Origin of the sequence: Streptomyces sp. NPDC012794 (genome assembly GCF_042901085.1) — a bacterium.
Taxonomy (GTDB): domain Bacteria; phylum Actinomycetota; class Actinomycetes; order Streptomycetales; family Streptomycetaceae; genus Streptomyces.
Window position 1 is genome coordinate 55,050 of the sequence record NZ_JBIBCI010000017.1, and the last position, 26,781, is coordinate 81,830.

The following is a 26,781-nucleotide window of genomic DNA, read 5'->3' on the forward strand; positions in this document are numbered from 1 at the left end:
GGCCCCGGCGGGCCGTCACCCGGCGGGGGCGGTGCGGGCCGTGCGGGCCAGCAGTACGGCCACGTCGTCCTGCGGGGCGGCGGGCAGCAGCCGCGCCAGGATGCCGTCGCACAGTTCCTCCAGCGGCCGGCCCGCCCCGCTCAGGACCCCGGCGAGGCGGTCCATCCCCTCGTCGAGGTCCCGGTCACGGCACTCGATCAGCCCGTCGGTGTAGAGGGCGAGCAGGCTGCCGGGGGGCAGCGGGACCTCCTCGGTGCGGAAGTCCCGCCCGCCGGTGCCCAGCGGAGTGTTGGGCGGGCCCTGGAGGAAGGCGACCCGCCCGTCGGGGCCGGCCACGGCGGGCGGCGGGTGGCCGGCGCGCGCGATGACGCAGCCTCCCCCGGCCGGGTCGTGGACGGCGTAGACGCAGGTCGCCATCACGTCCTCGCCGAGGTCGGCCACGACCGCGTCGAGGGAGCGCAGCAGCTGGGCGGGCGGTACGTCGTGGCGGGCGAGGGTGCGCACGGCGGTGCGCAGCTGGCCCATGACGGCGGCCGCGTGGATGCCGTGGCCCATGACGTCGCCGATGACGAGTCCGGTGCGGCCGCGGGGCAGCTGGATGACGTCGTACCAGTCGCCGCCGACGTCGTGTTCGCTGGCGGGCAGGTAGCGCCCGGTGAGTTCCAGGCCGGGCACGTCGGGCAGGGCGCTGTTGGTGAGGCTGCGCTGGAGGGTGAGGGCGGCCTGGCGCTGGCTGGTGTACATCCGGGCGTTGTCGATGTTGAGGGCGGCCCGGGCGACGAGTTCGTCGATGAGTACGCAGTCCTGCGCGTCGAAGGGCTCGCGGGAGCGCAGCCGGGTCACGGCGACCGCCCCGAGCACCTTGCCGCGCGCGACCAGGGGCACCATGCGGGCCGATCCGAGAGTGGCCAGGTAGTCGCGCAGGGCGTCCGCGCGCGGGTCGGTGATCAGGGCGGGGATGTCGGAGACGTACAGGTTCATGGGCACGCCGTCGGCGATGACGCGCTCGTACACGGTCCCGGCGGGGATGCGGAAGGTCTGGCCCGGTGCGAGGCGGGAGGTGGGGGCCGAGGGGTCGGGGAAGGCGGCGGCGAGCCTGCGCAGCAGCCCGTGGGTGGAGGCGGCGGCGACGGCGCTCTCGTCGGGGTCGAGCACGGCCTCGAGGAGCTGTACGTCGGCCGAGTCCGCGAGCTGCGGGACCAGCAGGTCGGCGATCTCCTGGGCGGTCTGGCGCAGGTCGAGGGTGGTCCCGATACGTGTGCCGGCCTCGGCGAGCAGGGCGAAGCGGGCCCGGGCCCGCTCGGCCTCCTGCTGGGCCCGCTGGCCCTCGGTGATGTCGATCAGGGAGGCGATCAGGCCGAGGGGGCGGCCGCCGCCGTCGAGCAGGGGGGCGTAGGAGCAGGACCAGGTGCGGTCCTGGTCGGGGTCGGCGGGGGTGCGGCCGGTGCGGCGGACGTCGACGACGGCGGTGCCCCGTTCGAGCACCTGGCGCATCGTGGCCTCCAGGGCGGTGGCGTTGACGCCGGGTACGACCTCGGTGAGGCGTTTGCCGAGGTGCTCGGAGGCGGGGACGCCGTTCATCCGGGCGAGGGCGTCGTTGACGCGGAGGAAGCGCAGGTCGGGGCCGAGGGTGGCGAGGCCGATGGGTGACTGGGTGAAGAGGCTCTGGAGGGCGGCGAGGGAGTCCCGCATGCGCAGGACCTCGGAGGTCTCGACGGCGATGAGCATGGCGCCCGTACGGCCCTGGGGGTCGGCGGCGGGCACGATCCACATCTCCATCGCCACCCGGTGGCCGTCGCGGTGGCGCACGGGCAGGGTGCCGACGACGGTTTCGCCGGCCTGGACCCGGCGGGTCAGGTCGTCGGCGAGCTCGCGGTTGGCCTCGGGGACGAGCACGGCGGTGCCGGGGCGGCCGAGGATGTCCTCGGGGCGGTGGCCCAGCAGGTCCTGGGCGGCCAGGGACCACTCCACGACGCGGCCGTCCGCGTCCTCACGCCACAGGGCGATCGGGAGCAGTTCGCGCAGTACGCCGGCGTACCCGACCGCCGCCGCCGGCGGATCGGGCACCTTGCTCGTCGACTGGTAAGTGTCCAATGCACCGACCTCACCCCGGGGGGCCTGATTCGTACCGGTTCACCCTATCCGAGGGCCCGGCGCGGGGCTCTGCGTCGAGCGACCGGCACCCGGTGCGGGCGGCGGGCGGCGTTCGGCGCCGCGGCCGGTCGGCCGGTCGGCCGGCGCCGCGGCCGGCACACGGGTCGGCCCGTCGTGGCGATCACCGTACCCGGCTTTCCGGGCCGCGGGAAGCGGCCGGTGCACCGCCGACGGGCGGCACGGCGCGGGGCAGCGGACGGCCCCGGTCCGCGGGTGCGCGGACCGGGGCCGTCCGCCAGAACGGCGGTCGTCCTCCGACGGCCCTGGACCGGCGTCCGTCAGAAATCGACCGCCGCCCGGACATCGGCCCGGCCGACCGACTCCAGCTCCCACATCGTGCAGTAGAGGTTGCGGATGTACTCGATGTCGGCGTTCCGGGCGTGGGCCTCGCGCACCGGGTACATGACCGTCAGCTCGTACGATCTCTCCTGGTTGATGTCGCCTTCCTTGTCACGCCACTGGCCGCGGCCCTCCTGGAGGGTCAGCCCTGAAGGAAAGCGCGGCGTGACCACGTCGGCGATGAACCGGTTGAACTGCTCCTCGGTGATGGGCGGGTGCCCGTTGTGCCTGCCCGTGCCGAAGTAGAGGTGCGTCGAGATGTACGCACTCCCCGTCGCGGCGGCGTCCGCCTCCGCCGACGCCGCCGAGGCGGTGCTGGTGCCGAGGGAGGCCTGTGAGACCGGTCCGCCGAAGGCGAAGAGGAGCGCGGCCGCCGCCAGCAGGCCGGCGGCGGGCGTGGAGATCCTTAAGGGGCGCATGGGGTCGTCCTGTCTGTCCGTGTGTTGTCCGGTGATCCGCGCACCTGCTGGTCCGCGGCCCCGCCCGACGGGCGGTCCGGCTGCCGGTCCTGCGGGGTCCTATGCGGGCAGCGATTCCTGGAGGAAGGCCGCCGCGTCCCGCAGCCGCGCCGGAACGCCCGCGTCACGGCGGAGGGCGCGCGCCGTCCCGCCGAGGCTCTCGGTGGTCCGTACCGACCCGATGGCGGCGGCGCCCGGAGCGACCCGTGCGATCAGCTCCTCCGCCTCGCGCCAGGCCCCGGCGCCCGCGAGGGCCGCGAGCAGCTGCGCCGTGAACAGGTGCCGGTAGGAGGGGCCCGGGGCGGTGGCCGCCCGGTGCAGCAGCGGGACGGCCCGGTCCCAGCGGCGCAGCCTGGCCTGCACCCAGCCCTCGTGGCCCAGCAGTTCGGTCTCGTCGATCCACCAGGCCCAGTGCGGATCCCGGCGGGAGACGCCGTCGAGGAACCTGCTGCGGGCGCGGGACACCAGCTCCAGCGGCTCCCTCCGGCCGCCGAGCAGGGCCGTCGCGTGGGCCTGCCGGATCAGGACGAGGCTCGCGACCCTCGCGGGGAGCGGCCGTGGCCCGCCCACCCGGGCCGCGGCCTCCAGAGCGGCGCGCGGCCGTCCGGTGTGTGCGGTGAGCATGCTGTGGTTCAGCAGGACCAGCCGGGCCGTCCAGCGGTCGCCGCAGAGCTCCGCCAGGGCCAGTGCCCGGGCGTTCATGCGGCCGGCCTGCCGGTAGCGGCCCGCGTCGAAGAGGATCCAGCCGATGACCTCGCTCAGCTCGGCGAGGGCCGCGAGCCGGTCCGGGTCGTACGCGCGCAGGGCCGGGGGGTCGGCCGCCAGTTCCGGGATCCGCCGCACGGCCTCGCGTACGGCGGGCAGGGCGGCCGTCGCGCCGCGCTCGGTGTCCAGGGCCACGAGGCGGCCGATGGTGCGTACGGCGAGCCGGACCGCCGCGTCACGGGCCTCGGCGCCGCCCGGCGGGCCGGCCGGCGCCGTCATGACAGCAGGCCGGCGTCGACCCCGCCGACGACGCTCCGGCCGAGGTCGTCGAAGGAGGAGGCCACCTTGCTGAGCCAGTCCACCTCGTCGCGGAAGTCCTCGTACGGGGGCCGTACGGGGATGTCGGAGGTGTCGGCCCGCTCGGCGCGCTCCGCCCGCTCCTCGGCCGGGCGGCTGAGGACGGCGCGTACCTGGAGCGCCTCGCCCAGGGGGGAGGTGGGGTCCTCGGGGAGGTCCAGGGAGCGGGCCACGCGGACGAAGTCCTCCAGGGAGAGGGAGGTGCGCAGGATCAGCTGGCCGTCGCGTATCTCGATGACGCGCCGGTAGAGGCGGTAGTGCGGGTCCCGGGGCGGCACCAGGTCGCGCAGCCAGGAGCGCGGCGGGTCCAGCGCGATGTCGGGCGTGGCCTCGTACAGCGCCCACCACAGGGGCCGCAGCCGCCGGTAGGAGCGGTAGCTGCGGGCCCAGCCACGGGCGCGGGTGATGCGGATCCCCCAGGAGGGGATGGTCCAGCCGGCGATCTGGAGGAGGGCGCCGACGCTGCCGCAGGTCCACTGGATGGGGTCGAGCACGGCCGCGTCGTAGTCCAGGCGGGTTCCGGCGATCTGGATGCCGCGGGTGACGCAGTAGACGAGGATCATGCTGGCGCCGACGGTGACGGTGCGCATGCCGACCTTGAGCCACTGCCGGTTGGCCATCGTCGTGAAGCGCAGCGACAGCCGCACCGTCTCGAACTGGCCCACGGCGCAGATCAGCAGGTAGAAGGACATGTAGAGGGCGTAGCTGCCGTGCTGGATGCTGAGCAGGATCGTGGAGGTGGCCGTCTCCGAGTGCGCCACCGGACCGACGGCGAAGGAGCTGACGACCAGGACCGCGAGGGCCGCTCCGAAGAACAGGACGCGGTGGCGTGCCATGCGCCGGGCCTCGGCGGGCGGCGAGGACCAGTACACGAGGACGACCTGCTGCGCGGCGGTCAGCACCACCACGGCGGCCTGGGTGATCAGGGAGGTGATGTTGGGCAGGCCGAAGAAGGCGGAAATGTGCAGCCTGAGCTGGTCCAGGTCGACGAGGAAGCTGATCCCGGAGCACAGGAAGTAGGTGCACAGCGCCCACAGGGCGATGTCGTTCCTCCGGCGCAGCAGGTCCGGGAGCCGGTAGGCGAAGGCCGCGAGGCCCACGAAGGCGCAGACCCACGCGAGGACGGTGTAGATCACGCGGGCCCCTGGTCGGGCCTGCCGAGCCCGCTCTCGATCCGGGCCACGATCTCGGCGGCCTCGTCCGGCACGCCCCAGGCGCGCTCGGTCCAGCGCTTGGTGGCGCGGGCGAGGATCAGCGAGGCCATGGTCTCTGCCTCCTGCTCCTCGTCGTCGCTGTAGCGGGAACGCATCAGTACGCCGCGGACGGCGTCCGGGTCGACGTCCGAGAACAGCCCGCCGGAGCCGTCGGCGTCGGCCGCCGCGGCCTCCGGTGACCCGCCGGGGCCGCCGAGCTGATCGAGCTGGACGGATCCGTTGTGGTCGAAGGCGATGTGGGCGAGCTCGTGGGCAATGATGTGTTCCTTGTGCGACGCCGAAGCGGCCTTCTCGAAGGCGATGATGTCGAAGTCATCGGTTTTCAGCCATACGCCGAAGAGATGCCGCTCGGGGAAGGCCGTCGGAATCAAATGGATGGGGCGTCCGCGCTGCTCGCTGAGATATGCGTGGAGTTCGTCGATGCCGCATCCGTGCTCCATGCCCCACTGCGCGAGCAGTCCCTCGCAGGTCTGGCGGACCTTCTTGAGACGGCGCCTGAGCCGCCTGTCCTCCGACGCCGGTAACGCGGAGCCAGGTAACTTCATCCCTCAGTCCTCCGGCGAACCCAGCGGTCGGACAATGCGGCCATGATGCCACACCCCAACTCAGCCCTGCGCAAGGGCAGTTCTATCCGGCCATTCGCTCCTGGATTTCATCCGCCCATTCCCCTTGACTATGGGATGACGCGGAGGAAAATCGGTGATACACCGGAATACCGGAAAGAGCCGCACCTCCCTCGGGAGACGTCCCGGGGCCCGCGTGACCCTTGTCCAGGCTCTGGCCAGGCCCCCGGCCGTCCTCGCGGACCACGGGAGCCATCGGCGACGGCGGATGGCTCATGGCACCGGCGAGGCGACCGGGGACTGTCACGTCGGGGGTGCCCGCGGAACGGGTTGCGCGTTCCCTCACTTCCGCGTTCCGCCGCCCGCGTGCCCCCCGGCGCTCCCGTTCCCCGGCACCCGCCCCCTCGGCTCGTCAGCGGCCCGCCAGCACTCCCCCGATGCCCCGCGCGAGGCAGGGGATCCGGTCGGCCGGGATGCCCGCGATGTTGATGCGCCCGGCGGTGGTTCCGTAGATCGCGTACTCCCGGCGCAGCCGGAGCATCTCCTGCGCCGTCAGCGGCAGCATCGAGAACATGCCCCGCTGCCGGGCGAGCGAACGCGCCTGCGCCTGGTGCCCCATGACGTCCAGGCGTGCGGTCAGGTCCGCCCGGTTGGCCTCGATCCGGCCGCGCATCGCGTCCAGTTCCGCGCGCCAGAGGTCCCGCAGCCCCGCGTCGTCCAGGATCGCGGTGACGACGGCGGCCCCGTGCTCGGGCGGCATCGAGTACAGGGTCCGGGCGGCGTTCTGCAGGGCCGTCTCGGCGTGCCGCACCGCCCGGGCGGACGCGCCGAGGACGATGGCGCAGCCGGTGCGGTCGCTGTAGAGGCCGAAGTTCTTGGAGCAGCTCACGGCGATGAGCATCTCGGGGACCCGCTCGGCCAGCAGGCGCGTGGCCGCCAGATCGGCCTCCAGCCCGTCGCCGAGTCCGTGGTAGGCGAGGTCGATGAAGGGGACCCAGCCGTTCCGGGCCGCCAGCTCCGCCAGCGCCGCCCAGTCCTGCGGCGCGGGGTCGGCCCCGGTCGGGTTGTGGCAGCAACCCTGGAGCAGGACGACGTCGTCGCGCCGCGCCCCCGCGAGGCCGTCCAGGACCCCGGCGGCGTCGAAGCCGCCCTCGGCGTCGCACCAGCCGAAGGTACGGACCTCCAGGCCCGCGGCCTCCAGGATGGGGCGGTGGTTGACGTAGGCGGGGTCGCTGATCCACACGGTGGTGCCCGGGCGGGTCCGGCAGATCAGGTCGGCGAGCAGGCGCAGCGCGCCGGAGCCGGCGACGGTCTGCACGGCCGCGGCGCGGTCGGACGGCCCCTGCGGGCCGAGGACCAGGTCCAGCAGGGCCCGGTTGAAGGCGGCGTTGCCGGAGAGCCCCCGGTACTCCTTGGACTCGGAACGCTCGGCGAGGCGTATCTCGGCCTCGCGGACGGCGGCCATGACCGGGGTGCGGCCGGTGTGGTCGCGGTAGACGCCGAGGACGAGGTTCAGCCGCTCGGCCCGCTCGTCGGAGCCGAACTCGTAGGTCAGGTCCCACAGCGGGTCGGTGGGCGGCGGGGGAAGGAGCTCAAGCATCTGCGGGGACCTCGGGGCGGGGACGCGGACGGACGGGGGGACGGGGAGGGACGGGGGTACGGCGGCGGTTGGCCAGCACCACCCCGGCGGTGATCAGCGGTACACCGACCAGCACGGCCGGGGTCGGCGACTCGCCGAGGACGGGAATGGCGAGGAGGACGACGGCGACGGGGCTGAGGCTGCCGACGACGGAGCTGCGCTCGGCGCCGAGCCGGCGGATGGCGAAGGCGTACAGCAGGCCCGCGCACAGCCCGACCCCGAGCCCCTGCACCACGAGGAAGGTGACGATGTCGCCGCCCGTGGCGTGGGCGAGGCCGGTCGGGAGGACTCCGGTCAGCACCAGCAGCCCGATCACGGCGAAGGAGGGCAGGCACAGCAGCCCGATCGACCCGACGGGGTCGAGGTCCACGTCCCGCAGGCCCACCGTGTACAACGCCCACAGGCCGCTGGCCACCAGGAGCGTGCCCGCTCCCTCCAGGACGTCGGCGTCAACGGGGACGACGTACCGCCAGACGAGGGCGGCCACCCCGGCCGCGATCAGCGCGAGCCCGGCCACCTGCGTGCCCTTGGGCAGTCCGTGGCCCCGGGCGGCCATCAGCGCGGCGACGAAGAGCGGGACCATGCCGGGGACGATCGAGCCGACGAAGGCGGCCGAGGTCAGGGATCCGCCGTGCATGGCGGCGAGGAAGAACGGCACCCCCGCCCCGCAGACGATCTTGAGGGCGGCGGCCGGCTTCACGGCGGCGATGCGGCGCCTGCGCCGCCACAGGGCCGGCAGCAGGACGAGGAGCGGGACGCCGAAGCGCAGCAGGGCCGCGTCGGCGGGCTCGAGGGTGGAGGTGCTCAGGCCGCGCGCGCTGAGGGCGAAGGCCGCCCAGATCGCCACGGTCACCAGCAACGCGGCCATCCCCCGGGCCTGCGGTGACGGTCCGCGCCGGCGGGGGTTTCCGGCCGGCGGGACCGCCGTGTCGTGAGGCGCGGCCGCGCCGGTGGTGTTGGTCGCGACCAAGGAATCTGCTCCAGCCTGTGAGAGCGGGCCGGTCCGGCCCGTTCCCGGGCAACGTTAGGGCTTGTGCCGGGGCAGCCGATTGCCAGTTCTGCCTCTCGGACATACGTTTGGGGCAGGATCTGCCAAGGACTGGCGGAAAGGCCCGAGGAGCAACCGTGGACGCGGTCGATCTGCAGATCATCCGGGAGTTGCAGGCCGACGGCCGCCTCTCCAACCAGGACCTCGCGGACCGCGTCCGCCTCTCCCCCTCCCCCTGCCTGCGCCGGGTCCGCCGGCTGGAGGAGGCGGGCTTGATCCGCGGCTACACGGCGGTGGTGGACCAGGTGTCCTTCGGGCTCCCGATCACCGTCTTCGTACGCATCCGCCTGGAACGGCACACGGCGGAGGCCGTCGCCCTGTTCGAGGAGCACGTCGCCGTCATCGAGCACATCCAGGACTGCTATCTGATGGCGGGCAGCAGCGACTACCTGCTCCGGGTGGTCATCGAGGACCTGGAGGCGTACGAGTCCCTGGTGCGCCACCGCATCCACGCCATCCCCGGCATCGCGTCGATCGAGTCGAGCTTCGCGTACGGCAGCGTCAAGCAGTCCCGCACCTATCCGCGCCCGACCCCGGGCGGCGGCGCGCGGACCCCCTGAGGGCGGCGGGCCGGGCGGAAGGACGCGGCACGGGGGTGCGCGGCTCGGCGCCGGGGGCGGCGGCCCTCCCCCGCACGGGGGAGCCTGATCGTGCGCCGGTCTGATGCCCGCGCGCCGCGCGTCCCGGACAGTGGTCCACGGGTTGGCCGAGGACGATGAGGAAGCGGGGACATCCATGGCGGTCTGGCTCGGGTCGCTCCCGGCGTTCGTATGCCTGCTGGCCGTGTTCGCCGTGGTGGAAAGCGTATGGCGATGGTTCACGGGGCTGGGCCTGATCCCGTGGGTACGCAGGCGCACGGGCCGGTCGCTGTCGAGCATCGCCTTCGACGAGTTCACGGCGGTCGTGAACGGGAACAAGACGGCCGAGCTGGAGCAGCGGCGGGTGGAGCTGCTGAGGCGGGACGACGAGAGCGACGGTGCGCCGCCACGCCGCTCCCGCGTCAACCTGGCCGGCGGCACGGCGTGCATCGTGCTGCCGCCGGGGGCTCCCAGTCGCATGCCGGGGCCGGATGGCGGCCGCGCCGGCCGCGACGGCCCCGGCGCGTGCGGACCAGCCGGCGACTAGGTCGTGGCGGCTTCGAAGGCCGCGTAGGCGGCGGCGTCGAAGAGGACGAAGCGGACCTCCTCCACCGAGGTACGGGCGGTCCGGACGGTTTCGATCGCGATGCGGGCGCCGTCGTCCATCGGCCAGCCGTAGATGCCGGTGGAGATCGCCGGGAAGGCGACCGTACGCGCCCCCAGCCCGTCGGCGACGCGCAGGGATTCGCGGTAGCAGGAGGCGAGGAGGTGCGACCGGTCCTCCTCCCGTGACCAGACCGGGCCCACAGTGTGGATGACGTGCTCGGCGGGCAGCCGGCCGGCGGTGGTGGCGACGGCCTGGCCGGTCGGGAGGCCCTTGCCGTAGTGGGAGCGGCGCAGGTCCTGGCAGGCGGCGAGGATCTCGGGGCCGCCGCGCCGGTGGATGGCGCCGTCCACTCCCCCGCCGCCGAGCAGCGAGGAGTTCGCCGCGTTGACGATCGCGTCGGCCTCCTCGGCCGTGATGTCGCCCTGGACGAGGGTGATGCGTACCATCAGCCGGCCTTTCGCAGGTGCCGCCAGACCGCCTTGGCGGCGTTGTGTCCGGACATGCCGTGCACGCCCGGGCCCGGCGGGGTCGCCGAGGAGCAGAGGAACACCGCCGGGTGGGCGGTGGTGTACGGGGACAGGGTGAGCTTGGGCCGGAGCAGGAGCTGGAGGCCGGAGGCGGCGCCGCAGGCGATGTCCCCGCCGACGTAGTTGGGGTTGCGGGCCGCGAGCTGCGGCGGGCCCGCCGTGGCGCGGGCCAGCACCAGGTCGCGGAAGCCGGGGGCGAAGCGCTCCAGCTGCCGTTCGACGGCTTCGGTGAGGTCTCCGTCCCAGCCGGAGGGGACGTGGCCGTACGCCCAGAAGACGTGCTTGCCCTCCGGTGCCCGGCCGGGGTCGACCAGGCTGGGCTGGGCGGTGATGAGGAAGGGGGTGCGCGGGGCGCGGCCGCCCGAGGCCAGCTGGAGGGCGGCGTCGATGTCGCGGCTGCCGGGGCCGATCTGGACGGTGCCGGCCCTGCGGGCGGCCTCGGCGGTCCAGGGGACGGGCCCGTCGAGGGCGTAGTCGAGCTTGAAGGCCGCCGCGCCGTACCGGTAGCCGTCGTACGCCCGGCCGAGGCGGGCGATCCGGGCCAGCGCGGTCGGCGAGGTGTCGAAGACGTAGGCGCGGGCCGGGGGCAGGTCGTCGAGGCGTTTGACCTCGAAGCCGGTGTGGAGGGTGCCGCCGAGGTCCGTCAGGTAGCCGGCGAGGGCGTCGGAGATGGACTGCGAGCCGCCGCGCGGCATCGGCCAGCCGCCGGCGTGCGCGGCGAGGGCGAAGACCAGGCCGACGGCGCCGGTGGCGATCCCGTTCAGCGGGGCCATGACGTGCGCGACGAGTCCGGCGAACAGGGCGCGGGCGCGGTCGTCGTGGAAGCGGCGCAGCAGCCAGGTGGAGGGCGGCAGTCCGGCGAGGCCGAAGCGGGCCAGGGTGAGGGGGTCCCGGGGCAGGGCGGTGTTGGGCAGGGACATGAAGTCCCGGGCGAGGGTGTCCCATGTGCCGAGGAACGGTTCCACCAGCCGGCGGTACACGCCCGCGTCGCGCGGCCCGAGGGAGGCCGCCGTCTCCGCCACGGAACGGGCGAGCACGGCCGCCGTGCCGTCGTCGAAGGGGTGCGCCATGGGCAGCGGGGCGTGCAGCCACTCCAGCCCGTAGCGCGCCAGCGGCATGGTCGCGAACACCGGGGAGCCGGCGCCGAGCGGGTGTACCGCGGAGCAGGGGTCGTGCCGGAAGCCGGGGAGGGTCAGCTCCTCGGTGCGGGCGCCGCCGCCGATCGTCCCGGCGGCCTCGAAAACGGCCACCGAGTGGCCCCGGCGGGCCAGTTCGACGGCGGCCGTCAGGCCGTTGGGCCCCGCCCCCACCACGACTGCGTCGAGAATCGACGGCACTGACAACAGCTCCTTCGTCCGGCGACGGCAACTGCCTCCAGCCTAGGCCCTGCCGTCGGAGCCCCTCCCGCGGCTATCGCGGTGAGGTGCTCCGCCGGGAGGTGCTCCGCCGGCAGGTGCTCCTCGGCGTTCGGCGCGGCGGCTACGCGCCCCGCAGCAGTTCGCGGACGCGGACCGCGGTGGCCTCGTCACGGCCGATCGCGAACGGGAGGGCGTTGTCCCGGTCCACCCGGAAGGGGACCCCGTCGACGGTGCTCTGTGCGCCGCCCGCCTCGGCGACCAGCAGCAGACCGGCCGCGTGGTCCCATGCGGAGGGCCAGGTGAAGGCGAGCGCGTCCATCTCCCCGCGCGCCACCTTCAGGTACTCCAGACCCGCCGAACCGCACGGGCGGGCGGCGACGCCGGGCACGTCGAGCCGGGCCAGGTTCCGCCGGTCCTCCTCGGACGTGTACAGCGGGTGCGCGGTCGCCACGCGCAGCTCGGCGCCGGGCTGGGGCGAACCGCTGTGGATCCGCTCGCCGTTGACGTACGCGCCCTGCCCGCGTACGGCGGTGGCCATCTCGTCCAGGGCCGGGGCGAAGGTCCAGGAGGCGAGGATCTCGCCGCGCAGGGCGAGCGCCACCAGGGTGCAGAAGCCGGGGTCGCCGTTGACGAACTGCCGGGTGCCGTCAACCGGGTCGACGATCCACACGGGGGCGTCGGCGCGCAGTGCCCCGTAGACGTTCGGGTCGGCGTGCACGGCCTCCTCGCCGACCACGGCGGAGCCGGGAAGCAGCCGGGTCAGGGAGGCGGTGAGGTGTTCCTCGGCCTTCCGGTCGGCGATGGTCACGAGGTCGTGCGGGCCGCTCTTCTGGTCCACCTCGTGTTCGGCGAGCTGCCGGAACCGGGGCATGATCTCGACCGCCGCGGCCTTGCGGACGGCTTCGTCGACAGCGGACAGGTCAAGGGCCGGAAATTCATCGATCATGCCCCCAGCAAAGCACGTGCGGCTGACAAACCCATCGCCGTTTCCGGTCGGCGTCCCGTACACGGGGGGCTGTCCGGTGAACGGCCGGGCCGGACCCGGGCCCCGCCCGCTCCGCCCGCCCCCGTCGCTCCGCGTCAGCCTTCTCCGGCCGCCGCCTCCACCAGGACGCGGGCCGCCGGGGTGGAGGCCTGGCCCGGGGCGAGGGACCACGGCGAGTACTTCAGCAAAGCGTCCGGGCGAGAGCGTGCGGTCCGAGGCCTGGTCAAAGGTGCCGCGCGTGCGCAAGGATGCCGCGTCCGCACCACGCGGCCACTCTTTTCTCCGCCGTCCCGCACCCCTCACAGGAGGATGTCCATGCCGCGCACACCCCGCGGGTTCGTCGCGGCGGCCACCGCCGCCGTCGCACTGTTCGGTCTCGCCGTCCCCGCCTCGGCCACCGCTCCCCGACCCGCCAACGCCCTGCCGCAGGGCCGCGTGTTCATGGTCAACCCCGTGCAGTCGTCCGGCGACCAGACGCTCAGCGACGCCAAGGACTCCGTCGGCGCGATACCCGCCTCCGCCTACGCCATCGCCTCGCTGCGCAACCTCGACGCCAGTGGCGGCCTGTCGGGCAAGTGGGCCGCCGTCCGCTCGGAGACCGGCGCGCCGGCCTCGGTGGCCGACGCCGCGGGCTACAACCGCTCCGACGACCAGTTCGAGCAGGTCATGGCGTACTTCTGGGTCAACGAGGCGCAGGAGTACCTCCAGAGCCTGGGCTTCGGCAGCGAGCTGCCCGGCGCCAACGACCGCGTCCAGCCGGTCCGCATCAACCAGTGGGGCGCCGACAACTCCTACTTCACCGACAAGAAGGCCGAGATCCGCTTCGGCAAGGGCGGTGTGGACGACGCCGAGGACGCCGAGGACGCCGAGGTCATCCTCCACGAGTACGGGCACGCCGTGCACCACGCGCAAGTCCCCGGCTTCGGCACTTCCACGGAGGCCGGGGCGATCGGCGAGGCCTTCGGCGACTACCTGGCCGTGGAGGTCGGCGACCACGCCGCCGCCGCGTACGGCTGGCCCCGGGTGGCGGACCGGGCGTGCGTCGCCGACTGGGACTCGGTCCCGTACAGCGCCGCCCCGCACTGCCTGCGCCGCATCGACGGGACGAAGGTGTACGAGGACCGGGTGGGCGAGGTCCACGCCGACGGCGAGATCTGGTCCCGCGCCCTGTTCGACATCCGCGGCGCCCTCGGCGCCAGGACCGCCGACCGCATCATCGTGAACGCCCAGTTCCGGTTCGCCCCGGACACCGGCTTCCGGGAGGCGGCGCTGGCCACGATCGACACCGCCCGGAGCATGTACGGACAGAGCGCGGCGGACGCCGTCCGTACCGCGTTCAAGGACCGCCGGATCCCCGGGGTCCAGTAGGCCCGGACCGCCCGGCGCCCGCCGCACCGGGGGCGGGCGCCGGAAAGCTCCGGTTTTCGGTCGTTGAGCGGACATCGATCTCCGCTCCCCGGATAACAGCAGGTCAAATAATTGTTGCGTACCTGTCATTGAGTGGCTTCTCTCTGGCAATCTCCGTGGCGTCCCCCACGACACCAGGAGAGCGAGTGACCCACCCCATGTCCTCTTCCCCCACCTCTCGCAACCGCACCCGCATGCTGCGCACCGCCGCCGTCGTCGCCTCGGCCGCGATGGTCGCGGTCGCGGTCCAGAGCGGCACGGTCAGCGCGGCAGCCGAACGGGAGGCGGGCGCGACCGCCCTCACGCTGTCGTCCGGCGCCCGCGCCCAGGCGATATCCGCCGCGCAGAGCGAGGCGGCGACCACCGCCCGCGCCATCGGCCTCTCCTCCGAGGAACGCCTCGTGGCGCGGGACGTCATCAAGGACGCGGACGGCACGGTGCACACCCGGTACGAGCGCACCTACGCCGGACTCCCGGTCCTCGGCGGCGATCTGGTGGTCCACCAGAAGAAGGACGGCAGCCGCAAGACAACCAAGGGCACGGAGGCCCGCATCGCCCCGGCGGCCGCACGCGGCCTGAAGCCCGCTCCCGCCGGCGCCCGGCAGGTCGTATGGGCCGCCACCGGCACGCCGGTCTTCGCCTACGAGTCCGTCGTCACCGGCACCGAGCCCGACGGCACTCCCAGCGAGCGCCACGTCATCACGGACGCCGCGACGGGTGCCGAGCTCTACGCGTACGAGGCCATCCACACCGGGACCGGCACCAGCGGCTACTCCGGCACCGTCCCCCTCGGCACCACGCAGAGCGGATCCGCGTACAGCCTGACCGACGCCGCGCGCGGCAGCCACAAGACCTACGACCTGAACGGCGCGGCCTCCACCGCCACCGGCACCCTCTTCACCGACGCCGACGACGCGTGGGGCGACGGCACCCCGTCCAACCGGCAGACCGCCGCCGTCGACGCCCACTACGGCGCGGCCGTCACCTGGGACTTCTACAAGTCCGAACTCGGCCGCAACGGCATCGCCGGCGACGGCAAGGCCGCGTACTCGCGCGTCCACTACGGCAACGCCTACGTCAACGCGTTCTGGTCCGACAGCTGCTTCTGCATGACCTACGGCGACGGCGCGAACAACCAGAAGCCGCTCACCTCACTGGACGTCGCGGGCCACGAGATGAGCCACGGCCTGACGGCGGCCACGGCCAAGCTGAACTACAGCCGCGAGTCGGGCGGCCTCAACGAGGCGACCAGCGACATCCTCGGCACCTCGGTGGAGTTCTTCGCCAACAACTCCTCCGACGCCGGCGACTACCTCATCGGCGAGAAGATCGACATCCGCGGCAACGGCACGCCGCTGCGCTACATGGACAAGCCCAGCAAGGACGGCGTCTCCGCCGACTACTGGTCCAAGACCGTCGGCCGGCTGGACGTCCACCACTCCTCCGGCGTCGGCAACCACTTCTTCTACCTGCTCTCCGAGGGCAGCGGCGCCAAGACGGTCAACGGGGTGTCCTACGACTCCCCGACCTACGACGGCTCCACCGTCGCCGGGATCGGCCGCACCAAGGCGTACAAGATCTGGTACAAGGCGCTCTCCACCTACATGACCTCGACCACCAACTACGCGGGTGCCCGCACCGCGACCCTCCAGGCGGCGGCCGACCTGTACGGCGCCTCCGGCCCCGAGTACCAGCAGGTGGCGGCCGCCTGGAAGGCCGTCAACGTCAACTGACCCACCCCGGGGCTCCTCGAGCACCGTACGGCCACTCTGCCCGACGCTCCCTTGTCACGGCTGCAGCGAGCCGCGGAACACTCCTCGGCATGGGAGAGCCAGTCGACGTCATGCCTTACGACCCCGCTTGGCCGGCCATGCTCGCCAAGCGGGGTGCGGGCCTGCGTACAGCCCTCGGTGATACTGCGGTTCGTATCGACCACATCGGGTCCACCTCGGTGCCAGGGCTGGCAGCCAAGCCGGTGATCGACATCCAGATCTCGGTCACAGTGCTGGAGCCGGCCGAGGAGTTCCTGGGCCCGCTCACCGGCATGGGCTTCGTGTACCGGGCGGCCAACCCCGAACGGACCAAGCGGTACTTCCGGGAACCACCGGGCCGGCACCGCACACACGTGCACGTGCGACAGCTGGGCACCTTCTCCCAGCAGTTCCCCCTCCTGTTCCGCGACTACCTCCGCTGCCACACGTCCGCCGCGGCCGCGTACGCGGAAGCCAAACGGCGCTGCGCGGCCCGTTTCCGTGACGACCGGCCCGGCTACGTCCAAGCGAAAGACGACTTCGTGCGGGACATCATCCGACGCGCTGACGCATGGGCCCAGCGCACGGGTTGGACCGCCGGTCCCAGTGACGCCTGAACCGCCGGTCCGACACCTCCGCCGCTGCACGCGCCCGGCGTTCGGCCGCGCGCCGAGCGTACGTACGCGCCTGTGCCGATCAGTGGGCCCAGGGCAGACGAACCGCCTCGATCTCGGAGTCGTTCAGCAATGCGTCGATGAGGGCCGGGGGGCCGGAGACCTTGGTGGCCCATAGGTCGTAATCGGTGCACAGGACCCAGGAGTGGTCGTCGGCCCACAGGTTGGACGGGCTGAAATCCGCTTCGGACAGGTCGTACAGGACCTCGGCATCGCCGAGTCGACCCGCACGCACATGAAGGTTGTCGAAGTCGGCGGCTCCGAGCATCAGCGGGTTGTAGTAGGCCGAGCAGCGGGTGTCGGGGCCCTCGGGACCGTAATGGGTGAGGACGGCGATCAGTCGGCTCCAGGTCTCACGGTCCAGGCTCCCTTCGGTAGGCGGTACCACGCCCAGCGGCCAGCTGCCCTCCTTCTTGGCCGAGGGGAAACAGCGATAGGAGGGCATCAGCCCGTCGGGCACGATGGGGTCGCCGGTCCGCCGGGCGAGCTCGACCCAGCGCAGCCGCCGCCAGCCGGGGCCGGGGTGCCGGGCGCGGCCCAGACCCCCTCCGGTGGTGATGCTCACGGCGTCGAGATCGATGCCCCCCACGACGTGGGGCCGGGTGCTCCCGTCGGCCAGGCGTGCCTGGTGGTGCTCGTGGTACGACACGTCGAACGGCCCCTGCTCGTGCTCGTACATCGCGTTGAGCACCCATACCGCGTCGGGCATCGCCGGAGGCATGAACCCGGTCAGGCCGTCGCCGCACAGCTCCAGCAGCCAGTCGGTGGCACCGGACGGCGCGAGCGGCCACAGGCAGGACATCGGGGGTTCCTCGATTCAGGGCTTGGCCAGCCCTGCGAGGGCTGCCCGCCCGCTCGTCGCCGGCGCATCTTCCTCAGCCTCCTCCTCGGCTGTGGATCTCACAGCGGCGGGGGTGCACAGCACAGCGGCGGCTGCCAAGACGAAGGCCAGGCCGGTGGCGAAGATGCCGAAGATCAGGTGCTTGGTGTTCTCGATCGCCTCGCCGTACATGGCGGTGACGAACTGGGTCAGGGTGGCCCCGCCGAGGCAGATCATCATGGCCAGGAAGGCGCGGCGACGCGGGTGGTCCGGGCTGCGGCGCAGCCACCAGGCGCCGGCCACCACGAGCGTGAACTGGAGGCCGAGCACCCAGCCGCCGCCGAGGGTCCGCAGGAATCCGGTGTAGAGGGCCAGTCGGTGCTCCTGGGTGCCGGCCGGCTTGCCGGCGCTGACCGGGTAGGAGCCGAGGTTGTCCGGCCGGGAGGCGGCGAAGTCGTCCAGCCCGCCGTCGGCGATGCGGAGCGCGACGCCGGGGTGCTTGGCCAGGTAGGTGCCGATGTTGGTGTAGGTGATGCGGTCCCGGACTTCGGGCCAGCGGGGGTCCTTCTGGGGTGCCTTCTCCCCCCACCAGTTCAGCCCGGCGTACTGGCCGAAGTCGGCCGGCAGCCCGAGCTCGACGGCGTCCTTGGCAGGGTCGGGGCTCTTGCCCATGATCCCCACGAAGATCACCTCGGTCCGGTTGATCTCCTTGAACGCCTCCATCTGGAACAGCAGCGTGTGCGTGCCCGCCGCGCCGATCACCACCGCGGCAGCGAGCGGGAGTACCCGGGCGGAGAACCGGCCGGCGAGCCGGCCGACCGGTACTTCGGAGAAGAGCAGGAGCGCCAGGAGGGGCACAGCCATGGTGAGTGCCTGCATCTTGGATCCCACCAGGGTGACCGACCCGACGGTGAACAGCAGCAGCCCGCCGAGCCTGGCCCGGGGCGAACCGCCGAGGTGGACCGCACCCGCGGTGGCGAGCAGCAACCCGGTCAGCCCGGCCAGCTCACTGAACGGCGAAGCGGCATACCCCGCCACCACGGAGTCCCCGACCACCAGGAACAGCGCGGCACAGACCAGCAGGCGGAGCAGGAGACGGCCCCGCAGCGCGATGGCGAAGACCCCGAAGGCCACGCCCACCAGGGCGCACCAGAGCAGTGCCTGGGCCCGGAGGTCAATCGCGCCCGGATAGCCGAGCAGGTGACTCAGCGGCCGGGCCAGCATGGGCATCCACTTGCCGCTGCCCGGGTAGGTGTTCGCAGATGTGCACGCCTCCGGGCTGGCCTGGTCATACCGGAAGTTGGCGTAGTGGAACCACCACGCGGACCCCTTGTCGAGGTGGACGGAAGTGTCGAGCGCGCACATCCGGGACGGACCGTCACCGTTGTCCGCCATCCCGATCGGGCCGTTGTGGAAGATCCGGACGGCCATCGCCACGGCGGCGGCCAGGCCGACCAGCGGGCCGAACACCCACCAGCGGCCGAAGGATCCCGCCAGCCGGGCGGAGGTCCCCGCCGCACGACACCCCCACACCCCCGATATTCGCATATGCGTACTCTGATCTCTCACCGGGACATATTAGTCCAGCCGTTCGATACGCCAGCACCCCCGGGGCCTCGCGCTGGGCTTCACGGGCGAACCCCCGCGTCTGCGTCCCGGGCCCGACCCCGCGCTCGAGGCACTGACGACGGGCACCGGAGGGCAGGTCAGTCGTGGGCGGGGCCATCCAGGTTCTTGGTGAGCCACTCCAGGGTGTGCGGGATCATCTTCCTGAAGTCCGAGGTGAGGTGCTTGCCGCCGGGCTGCTCGTAGTACTCGATGGACACCGGCGGGGCCGCCTTGGCCATCCAGCTCTTGACGACGCGCTTCTCGTAGGCGTCGGCACCACCGGCCGTGACCAGCATCTTCACGTCGGCCTTGCCCTGGGTGACCAGCTGGTCGGGGCTGTTGGCCGCCTTCTCCGCGTCATGACCGTGCCACAGGCGCGAGTCCGGGGTGAAGTAGCCGTCGATCGGCACCGCGGCCTTGTAGACGTCCGGGTACTGCAGAGCGAGCTTGGCGCTGCAGAACCCCCCGGTGGAGGCCCCCATGATGCCCCAGCTGTCGCGGCCCTTGAGGGTACGGAAGTTGGCGCGGACCCAGTCCGGGATGTCCTGGGTCATCCAGGTCGCCATCTTGGGCTGGCCGGGGATGTCCGAACAGTCCAGCGTCTTCTTCTCGTCGCCGCTGAAGTTCTGCACCGGCATGACCATGATGAAGGGATGGGCCTTGCCCGCCTTGGCCAGCCGCACGTTCTCCTCCTGGATCGGCAGCTCGCTGCCTGCCCAGGTGTTGTAGCCGTTGCTCTGACCGCCCGCGTACAGCGTCAGCACCGGAAAGCCGGTCTTGGCGTATTTCGGGTCGTGGTACTCGGGAGGGAGCCAGACCCACACCTGGCCGGTCACACCGGACTTCGGGCCCGCCAGTCTGGTGGTCGTGATCGGGCCGACGGCGGTGTCCCGGGCCTTGGTCATGGCGGCGGCCGGACCGGCCGGCATCCGCACCTTCGCGGCCGCGGTGGGGGAAGGGGCCGCGGCGGCCGGGCCGCTCGCCGCCACCGGGCTCTTCGTCCCCTGCTCACCCTTGGTACCCCCGCAGCCCGCGAGCGCGACGGCCAGGGCCACGGCGGTGGCGCCGGTCACGACGGCACGGGAACGGGAACGCTGTCCAAACACGGCGAGAACTCTCCAGAGCGCTGGGCGGAACGCCCTGTACGGAAGCGCACCTACAGCAGCTTTGCGAGAGGGCACGCGATGGGCGGGTTGCGCCGCCGTGGAATCCTAACCTGGTCCATTCGGGTTGTCGGACAACCCTCAGGCCGACTGCGGCGACGGCCCGCACACCTGCGCAGACGCGGGAGAGCAGGTACGCGGATCAGCCGTGCAGCGCCGGGATGACGTGCTGCCCGTAGGCGTCGATGGTGGACTCCCTCGCATCGTGCATGTCGTAGACGGCGAACTGGTCGACGCCGAGGTCGCGCAGGGTACGGAGCTTGTCGATGTGCGTCTCGACCGGGCCGAGCAGGCAGAAGCGGTCGACGATCTCGTCGGGGACGAAGTCGGTGGACGGGTTGCCGGCGCGGCCGTGGTGGCTGTAGTCGTAGCCCTGGCGGAACTTGACGTACTCGGTGAGTTCGTCCGGGACCATGCCCGAGTGCTCGCCGTAGCGGGAGACCAGGTCGGCCACGTGGTTGCCGACCATGCCGCCGAACCAGCGGCACTGGTCGCGGGCGTGCGCGAGGTCCTCGCCCACGTACGCGGGCGCCGCCACGCAGATGGTGATCGCGTCCGGGTCCCGGCCGGCCTTGGTGGCGGCGGCGCGGACCGCCTTGACCATCCACTCCGTGAGGTAGGGGTCGGCGAGCTGGAGGATGAACCCGTCCGCCTTCTCCCCGGCCAGGGCGAGGGCCTTGGGCCCGTACGCGGCCATCCAGACGGGCAGCCTTCCGTTCCTGATCCACGGGATGCGGACCGGGTTGCCGTCGACGAGCGCTTCGCGGCCCTCGGCGAGGTCGCGGATGACGTCGATGGCCTCGCCGAGGCGGGCCAGGGTGTTGGGAGCGCGCCCCGCGACGCGCATCGCCGAGTCGCCGCGGCCGATGCCGCAGACGGTGCGGTTGCCGTACATGTCGTTGAGGGTGGCGAAGGTGGAGGCGGTGACCTCCCAGGTGCGGGTGCCCGGGTTGGTGACCATGGGGCCGATGTGCAGCTTCTGGGTGTTGGCCAGGATCTGGCTGTAGATGACGAACGGTTCCTGCCAGAGCACGGCCGAGTCGAAGGTCCAGCCGTAGCGGAAGCCGTTGCGCTCCGCGCGCTTCATCAGGCTGACGACCTGGGAGGCCGGCGGGTCGGTCTGCAGGACGAGGCCGAAGTCCATGGGCGGGCTGCTCCTTGCTGGGGAGTGCGGGTGCCGGGGCGGGCTGCCCCGGCACCCCCTAGAGGTACTGGCAGGTGGAGCGGTGCACGAAGGTGCCGTGCCCGGCCCGTCCGGTGAACTCGCGGCGGTCGATGACCAGTTCGCCGCGGGAGAGGACGGTGTCGACGCGTCCGGTGATCCGCTTGCCCTCGTACGCCGAGTAGTCCACGTTCATGTGGTGCGTCTCGGCGGAGATGACCTGCTCGGCGTGCGGATCGTAGAGGACGATGTCGGCGTCGGAGCCCGGCGCGATGGTCCCTTTCTGCGGGTAGAGGCCGAACATCCGGGCCGGGGTCGCGCAGGCGATCTCGATCCAGCGGCGGCGGCTGATGTGCCCGTCCAGGACCGCCTGGTGCAGGAGGTCCATGCGGTTCTCCACCCCCGGCAGCCCGTTCGGGATCTTGGAGAAGTCGCCCCGCCCCAGCTCCTTCTGGCCGCGGAAGCAGAAGGGGCAGTGGTCGGTGGAGACCACCTGGAGGTCGTTCGTCCGCAGGCCGCGCCACAGGGCCGCCTGGTGCTCACGCGGCCGCAGCGGGGTGGAGCAGACGTACTTGGCGCCCTGGAAGTCGGGCTCGGCGAGATTGTCGGTGGACAGGAACAGGTACTGGGGGCAGGTCTCGCCGAAGACCGGCAGGCCCTTGTCCCGGGCCGCGGCCAGCTCCGCGACCGCCTCCTCCGCCGAGACGTGGACCACGTACAGCGGGGCTCCGGCCACCCGGGCGAGCTGGATGGCGCGGTGGGTGGCCTCGGCCTCCAGGAGCACCTTGCGGACCTCGCCGTGGTGGCGGGGGTCGGTCTCCCCGCGCGCCAGGGCCTGTTCGATGAGCACGTCGATCGCGATGCCGTTCTCCGCGTGCATCATGATCAGCCCGCCGTTGGCGGAAGCGCGCTGCATGGCCCGCAGGATCTGCCCGTCGTCCGAGTAGAAGACCCCCGGATACGCCATGAACAGTTTGAACGAGCTCACACCTTCCTCGACGAGTCCGTCCATTTCCTTGAGCGTGTGCTCGTTCACGTCCGACACGATCATGTGGAACGCGTAGTCGACCGCGCATTTCCCGTCGGCCTTCTCGTACCAGGTGTCGAGCCCCTCGCGCAGCGAGCGGCCCACGCTCTGCACGGCGAAGTCGACGATGGTGGTGGTGCCTCCCCAGGCGGCGGCGCGGGTGCCGGTCTCGAAGGTGTCCGAGGCCGCGGTGCCGCCGAAGGGGAGTTCCATGTGGGTGTGCGCGTCGACCCCGCCGGGGATGACGTACTTCCCGTTCGCGTCGATCGTACGGTCGGCCGTCCAGGCCTCGGCGGCCGCCGAGCCGTGCGCGGCGAGGGCAGCCACCCGGCCGTCCTCGATCAGGACGTCCGCGTGGAGCTCGTCGGCGGCGGTGACGACCAGGCCGCCGCTGATCAGCGTACGGATGCTCATGTGCGTCCCCCTACTGGATGCTGCGCAGCGCCTGTTCGAGGATCCCGGCGCCCTCTTCCGCCTCGGCGACGGTGAGGGAGAGCGGCGGCGCGACGCGCAGCACGCTGGTGTTGTGCCCGCCGCCCTTGCCGAGGAGCAGCCCGCCCGCGCGGGCGGCCTCCAGGACGGCGGCGGCGGCCTGCGGGTCGGCCTGGTCGGTGCCGGGCACGGTCAGTTCCACTCCGGCCATCAGGCCCCGGCCGCGGACCTCCCGTACGGCGGGCACGTGGGCGGCGATGGCGCGGAGCCGCTCCAGGAGCAGGCCGCCGACGCGGCGGGCGTTGCCCTGGAGGTCGTGGTCCAGGAGGTACGCGAGGTTGGCGAGTCCGGCCGCCATGGTGACGGGGGAGCCACCGAAGGTGGAGATGGAGTTGGAGTCGAGGCAGTTCATCACCTCGGCCCGCGCCACCACTCCGCCGATGGACATGCCGTTGCCGATGCCCTTGGCGAAGGTGAGGATGTCGGGCGGGCCGTTCTGGGCGTGGGCCTGCCAGCCCCAGAAGTGGTCGCCGGTGCGGCCCCAGCCGGTCTGCACCTCGTCGCTGATCCACAGGATGCCGTGCCGGTCGAGGATCTCGCGGAAGGCTCCGTAGAGTCCGTCGGGCGGGGAGGTGAACCCGCCGACGCCCTGGATCGGCTCGGCGATCAGCGCGGCCGCTCCCCCGCGCGCCTGGCCGAGTACGTCTTCCAGGTCGGCGACGGCCGCGGCGGTGAAGGCGCTGTCGTCGAGGCCGGCGAAGGGGCCGCGGGAGCGGACCGCGCCGTGGACGTAGTAGGTCTGGAGCGGCGAGAGGCTGGTCGGGGACCAGCCCCGGTTGCCGGTGATGGAGACGGTGGAGAAGGACCTGCCGTGGTAGCTGTTGCGCATCGCCAGGATCTGGTTGGAGCGGCGGTACGTGGTGGCGAGCAGCAGGGCGGTGTCGTTGGCCTCGGTGCCGGAGGTGGTGAAGAAGACCCGGGCGTCGGGGATGCCGGACAGGGCGGCGACCCGTTCGGCCAGCTCGATCATGGGCCGGTTGAGGTACAGGGTGGAGGAGTGGATGATCCGCCCGGCCTGTTCGGCGACGGCCTTGGTGACCTCGGGCAGGGCGTGGGCGGTCATCGTGGTGAGGATGCCGCCGAAGAAGTCGAGGTAGCGGTTGCCGTCCGCGTCCCAGACGTGGCGGCCCTCGCCGTGCGTGAGCTCGATGGGGCGGTCGTAGTAGAGCGCGAGCCAGTCGGGCAGGACGGTGCGGTGGCGGCTGTGCAGCGGGATGGGGTTGGTCACGGCTGTACGAGTCCTCCGTAGGCGTCGGGTCGGCGGTCGCGGTAGAAGGCCCACTGGTCGCGGACTTCCTTGATCAGGTCGAAGTCCAGGTCGCGGACGAGGAGTTCCTCCTCCTTGTCGCTGGCGACCTCGCCGACGAACTGGCCGCGCGGGTCGACGAAGTAGCTGGTTCCGTAGAAGTCGTTGTCGCCGTACTCCTCCTGGCCGACGCGGTTGATGGCGGCGATGAAGTACTCGTTGGCGACGGCGGAGGCGGGCTGTTCCAGCTGCCACAGGTAGGCCGACAGGCCGCGGGAGGTGGCGGACGGGTTGTAGACCAGCTGGGCGCCGCCGAGCCCGAGTTGGCGCCAGCCCTCGGGGAAGTGGCGGTCGTAGCAGATGTAGACGCCGACCTTGCCGACGGCGGTGTCGAAGACGGGCCAGCCGAGGTTGCCGGGGCGGAAGTAGAACTTCTCCCAGAAGCCCTTGACCTGGGGGATGTGATGCTTGCGGTACTTGCCGAGGTAGCTTCCGTCCGCGTCGATGACGGCGGCGGTGTTGTAGTAGAACCCCTCGCTCTCCAGCTCGAAGACCGGGACGACGATCACCATTCCGGTCTCGCGGGCCAGGTCCTGCATCCGGCGGACGGTGGGGCCGTCGGGGACGGGCTCGGCCCAGCGGTAGTGCTCGGGCTCCTGGACCTGGCAGAAGTAGGGGGCGTTGAACACCTCCTGGAAGCCGATGATCCGAGCGCCCTGGGCGGCCGCCCGGCGGGCGTGCGCCTCGTGCTTGGCGATCATCGACTCGGTGTCTCCGGTCCAGGTGGCCTGGACGAGTGCGGCGCGGACGACTTGGGCCATGAGCTGCTCCTCGCGACGGGAACGCCGGCTTCTACGCACGTAGAGGGTGTCCGTAGGGAGTCGAAGGTAGGCCTCGTCACAGCCTGGGGCAAGACCACCTTGCGCGGTTGGAGTAGTCGATCACGTTACGACGCCACGCGGTCGTTTGCGGTCAGCGGACGGGCGGTTCAGGGCACCGTGATTCCCGCCACCCTCAGGGCGTGCGCCAGATCGCGGTGCCGGGTCCCGGACAGGGCCCGGGCCGCGCGCAGCAGCCGGGGGGCGAACCAGTGCGGGTCCCGGCGGGCCAGGCCGGCCGCCTCCTCCGCGGTGCGCAGCCGGACGAAGGCGCCCAGCAGGGCCTGGGCCTCGCGGTCCCGGCCGGCCGTGCCGAGGGCGAGGGCCGCCTCGGCCACCTCGGCGGCCGGGCGGGCCGCGCCCTGGCGCAGCAGGCCGTCGCAGTCGGCCTCCCGGCCCGCCTCGCCGAGGGCGGCGGCGGCCGCGGCGAGCCGGTCGGGCGGGAGCGAGGCCGCCTCCCACAGGAGGGTGGCCCAGTCGGCGGCCAGGCCGGCGCGGCCCAGTTCGGCGGCGAGGGCGGGGAGTTCGGCGGCGGGCCAGGCCGCCGCCTCGCAGAGCAGGGCGTGGGCCTCGCCGCCGCGGCCCTGGGCGCGCAGCATGAGCAGCTCGGCGGTGAACCCGCCGCGCGGGCCGGGCGCCGGGGCCCCGGCCGGGGTGTCCCGTACGGAGGGCGCGTCGGGGCCGGCGGGGGCCGGGGCGGGGTGCGCATCGGGGTGCGGGCCGGGGTGTCCGGCCCGGGTGGCGCCGGCCGCGGCCGGTGCGGTCCCCGGCGCCGGGGAGGCGTCGCCACGCGCCGGCGGGGTCCGGCCGGCGGCCGGGCGGATGTAGCGGGCGCCGCGCGGGGCCGGAACGGGGAGGTCGGGGACGGCCGCCGCCGGGGCGGGCTCCCCGGGCGCGGGCACCGCCGCCGACGGTGCGCCCGCGTACCGGGCTCCTCCGGCGCGCCGGGCGCCGCGCAGCCACCGGCCCTCCCGCTGCGGCGAAACGGCCGGCAGCGGTTCGGGCGACGGCGGCGGTTCGGGCGACGGCTGCTGCGGCTGCGGTTGCAGTTGCACGGGCGACGGCTGCGGCCCCGACTGCGGCCAAGGCGGCGGCGACGGCTGCGGCGACGGCGACGGCGTCCCCGGCTGCGACAGTTGCGACCCCGGCCGCCGCTGCGGCAGCTCCGGCGGCCGGGCCCCCGGCTGCGACGACTGCGGCCCCCGCGCCCCCGCCCCCGGCTCCGCCCGCAGGGCCGCCAGCCGGGCCGCCAGGTCCGCGGCCCGCGCGGCCGCGCGGGCCGCGTCGTCCCGGGCCCAGGCCAGCTCCCGGTCCAGGGCGGCCGCCTCCGCCGGGCTGCCGGCGCCGGCGCGCCGGGCGGTCAGGCCGCGCAGCGCTTCCTCCAGGGCGGCCCGCTGCGCCACGGCCGCGTCGAGCAGGGTCCGCAGCTCGCCCTCCCCGCCCGGCATCGCGTCCCACGCGGCGACGGCCGCCGCCCGCAGCGCGGCCGCGTACACGGCCTCGCCCGCCGCGTCGCCCGCCTCCCGCGGCAGGTCACCGAGGAGCGATTCCAGTACGTCCCACGGCGGCATCGCCACCCCGTCGAGGCAGGCGCGCATCCCCTCCGGGTCCCGCCGCAGGAATTCCCCGTACCAGCCGGCTCCGGGATCCAGTCTCCGCGTCAAGCCCCTCAGGTAGTCCGTGAGTTGCCCGATCACCCGCGCAGTCGGCGTCTCCATGCACGCATTGCATCCCACCCGCGTTACGGGCGGGCTACGGAAATCTCAAACCTTGACGGCGAAGGCGCGTCCGCGGCGCTCCCGCCGGCCGTGAGGAAGCCGTCGTGCGGGGCCGGGGGCAGGGCGCCGGTCCGCCCTCCGGGGGTGGAGCAGGCGGCGGCCAGCAGGCCGGCCGCGAGGAGGGCGCCGAGTAGTGCGAGGCCGAGGCGTTTCGTTGCGTTCATCACTGACACGCCTGCACCACTGCCCCCGGTCCCGCCCCTCGCACCGCCCGTTGGGCCGTCCGGCGGCCGGACACGCCCC

24 protein-coding genes are annotated in these 26,781 nt (G+C 73.0%); 5 read left to right on the forward strand and 19 right to left on the reverse strand.

The features are described 5' to 3' along the window. Positions 1-15: 15 nt before the first annotated feature. From ACFY7H_RS26780 to ACFY7H_RS26810, 7 genes are all read right to left on the reverse strand, one after another. Positions 16-2,094 (reverse strand): SpoIIE family protein phosphatase, encoded by a 2,079-nt coding sequence (locus ACFY7H_RS26780; RefSeq protein WP_388942716.1) that lies wholly within the window; start codon positions 2,092-2,094, stop codon positions 16-18. Between the two features lie 338 nt (positions 2,095-2,432). Then, on the reverse strand, positions 2,433-2,912 hold the full coding sequence (locus ACFY7H_RS26785; protein ID WP_388942719.1) for a DUF3574 domain-containing protein: 480 nt from the start codon (positions 2,910-2,912) through the stop codon (positions 2,433-2,435). A gap of 99 nt (positions 2,913-3,011) precedes the next feature. Next, positions 3,012-3,935 carry a DNA-binding protein gene (locus ACFY7H_RS26790; protein ID WP_388942721.1) on the reverse strand — a complete coding sequence of 308 codons (924 nt, stop codon included), beginning with the start codon at positions 3,933-3,935 and terminating at the stop codon, positions 3,012-3,014. Then, positions 3,932-5,149, reverse strand: a complete 1,218-nt coding sequence (locus ACFY7H_RS26795) for an MAB_1171c family putative transporter (protein WP_388942724.1) — start codon at positions 5,147-5,149, stop codon at positions 3,932-3,934. The genes ACFY7H_RS26790 and ACFY7H_RS26795 overlap by 4 nt, the downstream gene beginning before the upstream one ends. Then, on the reverse strand, positions 5,146-5,772 hold the full coding sequence (locus ACFY7H_RS26800) for a hypothetical protein (RefSeq protein WP_388942727.1): 627 nt from the start codon (positions 5,770-5,772) through the stop codon (positions 5,146-5,148). Before ACFY7H_RS26800 ends, ACFY7H_RS26795 begins: the two co-directional genes overlap by 4 nt. A gap of 430 nt (positions 5,773-6,202) precedes the next feature. Beyond that, positions 6,203-7,390 carry an aromatic amino acid transaminase gene (locus tag ACFY7H_RS26805; RefSeq protein ID WP_388942730.1) on the reverse strand — a complete coding sequence of 396 codons (1,188 nt, stop codon included), beginning with the start codon at positions 7,388-7,390 and terminating at the stop codon, positions 6,203-6,205. Continuing rightward, positions 7,383-8,297: a DMT family transporter gene (locus ACFY7H_RS26810; protein WP_388942733.1), complete on the reverse strand. Its 915-nt coding sequence runs from the start codon at positions 8,295-8,297 to the stop codon at positions 7,383-7,385. The genes ACFY7H_RS26805 and ACFY7H_RS26810 overlap by 8 nt, the downstream gene beginning before the upstream one ends. 257 nt (positions 8,298-8,554) lie before the next feature. On the opposite strand from ACFY7H_RS26810, the gene ACFY7H_RS26815 reads away from it, so the two are divergent. Both ACFY7H_RS26815 and ACFY7H_RS26820 read left to right on the forward strand, forming a co-directional pair. Further along, complete coding sequence (locus tag ACFY7H_RS26815; RefSeq protein WP_125817366.1) at positions 8,555-9,037, forward strand: Lrp/AsnC family transcriptional regulator; 483 nt, start codon at positions 8,555-8,557, stop codon at positions 9,035-9,037. 175 nt (positions 9,038-9,212) lie between these two features. Further along, on the forward strand, positions 9,213-9,602 hold the full coding sequence (locus ACFY7H_RS26820; protein WP_388942736.1) for a DUF6191 domain-containing protein: 390 nt from the start codon (positions 9,213-9,215) through the stop codon (positions 9,600-9,602). On the opposite strand, the gene ACFY7H_RS26825 is transcribed toward ACFY7H_RS26820, so the two are convergent. The 3 genes from ACFY7H_RS26825 to ACFY7H_RS26835 all read right to left on the reverse strand — a co-directional run bounded on the left by ACFY7H_RS26825 (position 9,599) and on the right by ACFY7H_RS26835 (position 12,493). Then, positions 9,599-10,108, reverse strand: coding sequence for an O-acetyl-ADP-ribose deacetylase (locus ACFY7H_RS26825; protein WP_388942739.1), 510 nt, complete (start codon positions 10,106-10,108; stop codon positions 9,599-9,601). The two genes, ACFY7H_RS26820 and ACFY7H_RS26825, sit on opposite strands and share 4 nt — an antisense overlap. Further along, complete coding sequence (locus ACFY7H_RS26830) at positions 10,108-11,526, reverse strand: phytoene desaturase family protein (protein WP_388942742.1); 1,419 nt, start codon at positions 11,524-11,526, stop codon at positions 10,108-10,110. Before ACFY7H_RS26830 ends, ACFY7H_RS26825 begins: the two co-directional genes overlap by 1 nt. A gap of 142 nt (positions 11,527-11,668) precedes the next feature. Next, positions 11,669-12,493 (reverse strand): inositol monophosphatase family protein, encoded by an 825-nt coding sequence (locus ACFY7H_RS26835; RefSeq protein ID WP_388942745.1) that lies wholly within the window; start codon positions 12,491-12,493, stop codon positions 11,669-11,671. Positions 12,494-12,847: 354 nt separating this feature from the next. On the opposite strand from ACFY7H_RS26835, the gene ACFY7H_RS26840 reads away from it, so the two are divergent. The 3 genes from ACFY7H_RS26840 to ACFY7H_RS26850 all read left to right on the forward strand — a co-directional run bounded on the left by ACFY7H_RS26840 (position 12,848) and on the right by ACFY7H_RS26850 (position 16,307). Further along, the gene (locus ACFY7H_RS26840) at positions 12,848-13,900 is read left to right on the forward strand and encodes a M4 family metallopeptidase (protein ID WP_388942747.1); all 1,053 of its coding nucleotides are present in this window, start codon (positions 12,848-12,850) and stop codon (positions 13,898-13,900) included. A gap of 197 nt (positions 13,901-14,097) precedes the next feature. Then, complete coding sequence (locus tag ACFY7H_RS26845) at positions 14,098-15,672, forward strand: M4 family metallopeptidase (RefSeq protein ID WP_388942750.1); 1,575 nt, start codon at positions 14,098-14,100, stop codon at positions 15,670-15,672. An 89-nt stretch (positions 15,673-15,761) separates the two neighbouring features. Continuing rightward, complete coding sequence (locus ACFY7H_RS26850; protein ID WP_388942753.1) at positions 15,762-16,307, forward strand: GrpB family protein; 546 nt, start codon at positions 15,762-15,764, stop codon at positions 16,305-16,307. 79 nt (positions 16,308-16,386) lie between these two features. Here ACFY7H_RS26850 and ACFY7H_RS26855 read toward each other — a convergent pair whose 3' ends face one another. The 9 genes from ACFY7H_RS26855 to ACFY7H_RS26895 all read right to left on the reverse strand — a co-directional run bounded on the left by ACFY7H_RS26855 (position 16,387) and on the right by ACFY7H_RS26895 (position 26,702). Further along, on the reverse strand, positions 16,387-17,166 hold the full coding sequence (locus ACFY7H_RS26855) for a hypothetical protein (protein ID WP_388942755.1): 780 nt from the start codon (positions 17,164-17,166) through the stop codon (positions 16,387-16,389). Between the two features lie 15 nt (positions 17,167-17,181). Further along, positions 17,182-18,732 carry a hypothetical protein gene (locus tag ACFY7H_RS26860; protein WP_388942757.1) on the reverse strand — a complete coding sequence of 517 codons (1,551 nt, stop codon included), beginning with the start codon at positions 18,730-18,732 and terminating at the stop codon, positions 17,182-17,184. Positions 18,733-18,890: 158 nt separating this feature from the next. Continuing rightward, a complete protein-coding gene (locus ACFY7H_RS26865) occupies positions 18,891-19,865 on the reverse strand; it encodes an alpha/beta hydrolase (RefSeq protein ID WP_388942760.1) in 975 nt (324 codons plus the stop codon). A 232-nt stretch (positions 19,866-20,097) separates the two neighbouring features. Continuing rightward, positions 20,098-21,099, reverse strand: coding sequence for a TIGR03842 family LLM class F420-dependent oxidoreductase (locus tag ACFY7H_RS26870; protein WP_388942762.1), 1,002 nt, complete (start codon positions 21,097-21,099; stop codon positions 20,098-20,100). A gap of 58 nt (positions 21,100-21,157) precedes the next feature. Further along, on the reverse strand, positions 21,158-22,558 hold the full coding sequence (gene hydA / locus ACFY7H_RS26875; RefSeq protein WP_388942764.1) for a dihydropyrimidinase: 1,401 nt from the start codon (positions 22,556-22,558) through the stop codon (positions 21,158-21,160). 10 nt (positions 22,559-22,568) lie between these two features. Then, the gene (locus ACFY7H_RS26880; protein WP_388942767.1) at positions 22,569-23,864 is read right to left on the reverse strand and encodes an aspartate aminotransferase family protein; all 1,296 of its coding nucleotides are present in this window, start codon (positions 23,862-23,864) and stop codon (positions 22,569-22,571) included. Then, positions 23,861-24,703, reverse strand: coding sequence for a nitrilase-related carbon-nitrogen hydrolase (locus tag ACFY7H_RS26885; protein WP_388942770.1), 843 nt, complete (start codon positions 24,701-24,703; stop codon positions 23,861-23,863). Before ACFY7H_RS26885 ends, ACFY7H_RS26880 begins: the two co-directional genes overlap by 4 nt. A 167-nt stretch (positions 24,704-24,870) precedes the next feature. Beyond that, positions 24,871-26,478, reverse strand: coding sequence for a hypothetical protein (locus ACFY7H_RS26890; RefSeq protein ID WP_388942773.1), 1,608 nt, complete (start codon positions 26,476-26,478; stop codon positions 24,871-24,873). A 23-nt stretch (positions 26,479-26,501) separates the two neighbouring features. Further along, complete coding sequence (locus tag ACFY7H_RS26895; protein ID WP_388942775.1) at positions 26,502-26,702, reverse strand: hypothetical protein; 201 nt, start codon at positions 26,700-26,702, stop codon at positions 26,502-26,504. Between the last annotated feature and the right edge of the window lie 79 nt (positions 26,703-26,781).

Coding starts and splice junctions, on each gene's coding strand:
- ACFY7H_RS26845 (WP_388942750.1), top strand. CDS start 14,098: ATGTCCTCTTCCCCCACCTCTCGCAACCGCACCCGCATGCTGCGCACC.
- ACFY7H_RS26870 (WP_388942762.1), bottom strand. CDS start 21,099: ATGGACTTCGGCCTCGTCCTGCAGACCGACCCGCCGGCCTCCCAGGTC.
- ACFY7H_RS26840 (WP_388942747.1), top strand. CDS start 12,848: ATGCCGCGCACACCCCGCGGGTTCGTCGCGGCGGCCACCGCCGCCGTC.
- ACFY7H_RS26890 (WP_388942773.1), bottom strand. CDS start 26,478: ATGGAGACGCCGACTGCGCGGGTGATCGGGCAACTCACGGACTACCTG.
- ACFY7H_RS26785 (WP_388942719.1), bottom strand. CDS start 2,912: ATGCGCCCCTTAAGGATCTCCACGCCCGCCGCCGGCCTGCTGGCGGCG.
- ACFY7H_RS26825 (WP_388942739.1), bottom strand. CDS start 10,108: ATGGTACGCATCACCCTCGTCCAGGGCGACATCACGGCCGAGGAGGCC.
- ACFY7H_RS26860 (WP_388942757.1), bottom strand. CDS start 18,732: ATGCGAATATCGGGGGTGTGGGGGTGTCGTGCGGCGGGGACCTCCGCC.
- ACFY7H_RS26855 (WP_388942755.1), bottom strand. CDS start 17,166: ATGTCCTGCCTGTGGCCGCTCGCGCCGTCCGGTGCCACCGACTGGCTG.
- ACFY7H_RS26835 (WP_388942745.1), bottom strand. CDS start 12,493: ATGATCGATGAATTTCCGGCCCTTGACCTGTCCGCTGTCGACGAAGCC.
- ACFY7H_RS26805 (WP_388942730.1), bottom strand. CDS start 7,390: ATGCTTGAGCTCCTTCCCCCGCCGCCCACCGACCCGCTGTGGGACCTG.
- ACFY7H_RS26800 (WP_388942727.1), bottom strand. CDS start 5,772: ATGAAGTTACCTGGCTCCGCGTTACCGGCGTCGGAGGACAGGCGGCTC.
- ACFY7H_RS26895 (WP_388942775.1), bottom strand. CDS start 26,702: ATGAACGCAACGAAACGCCTCGGCCTCGCACTACTCGGCGCCCTCCTC.
- ACFY7H_RS26790 (WP_388942721.1), bottom strand. CDS start 3,935: ATGACGGCGCCGGCCGGCCCGCCGGGCGGCGCCGAGGCCCGTGACGCG.
- hydA (WP_388942764.1), bottom strand. CDS start 22,558: ATGAGCATCCGTACGCTGATCAGCGGCGGCCTGGTCGTCACCGCCGCC.
- ACFY7H_RS26810 (WP_388942733.1), bottom strand. CDS start 8,297: ATGGCCGCGTTGCTGGTGACCGTGGCGATCTGGGCGGCCTTCGCCCTC.
- ACFY7H_RS26885 (WP_388942770.1), bottom strand. CDS start 24,703: ATGGCCCAAGTCGTCCGCGCCGCACTCGTCCAGGCCACCTGGACCGGA.
- ACFY7H_RS26820 (WP_388942736.1), top strand. CDS start 9,213: ATGGCGGTCTGGCTCGGGTCGCTCCCGGCGTTCGTATGCCTGCTGGCC.
- ACFY7H_RS26850 (WP_388942753.1), top strand. CDS start 15,762: ATGGGAGAGCCAGTCGACGTCATGCCTTACGACCCCGCTTGGCCGGCC.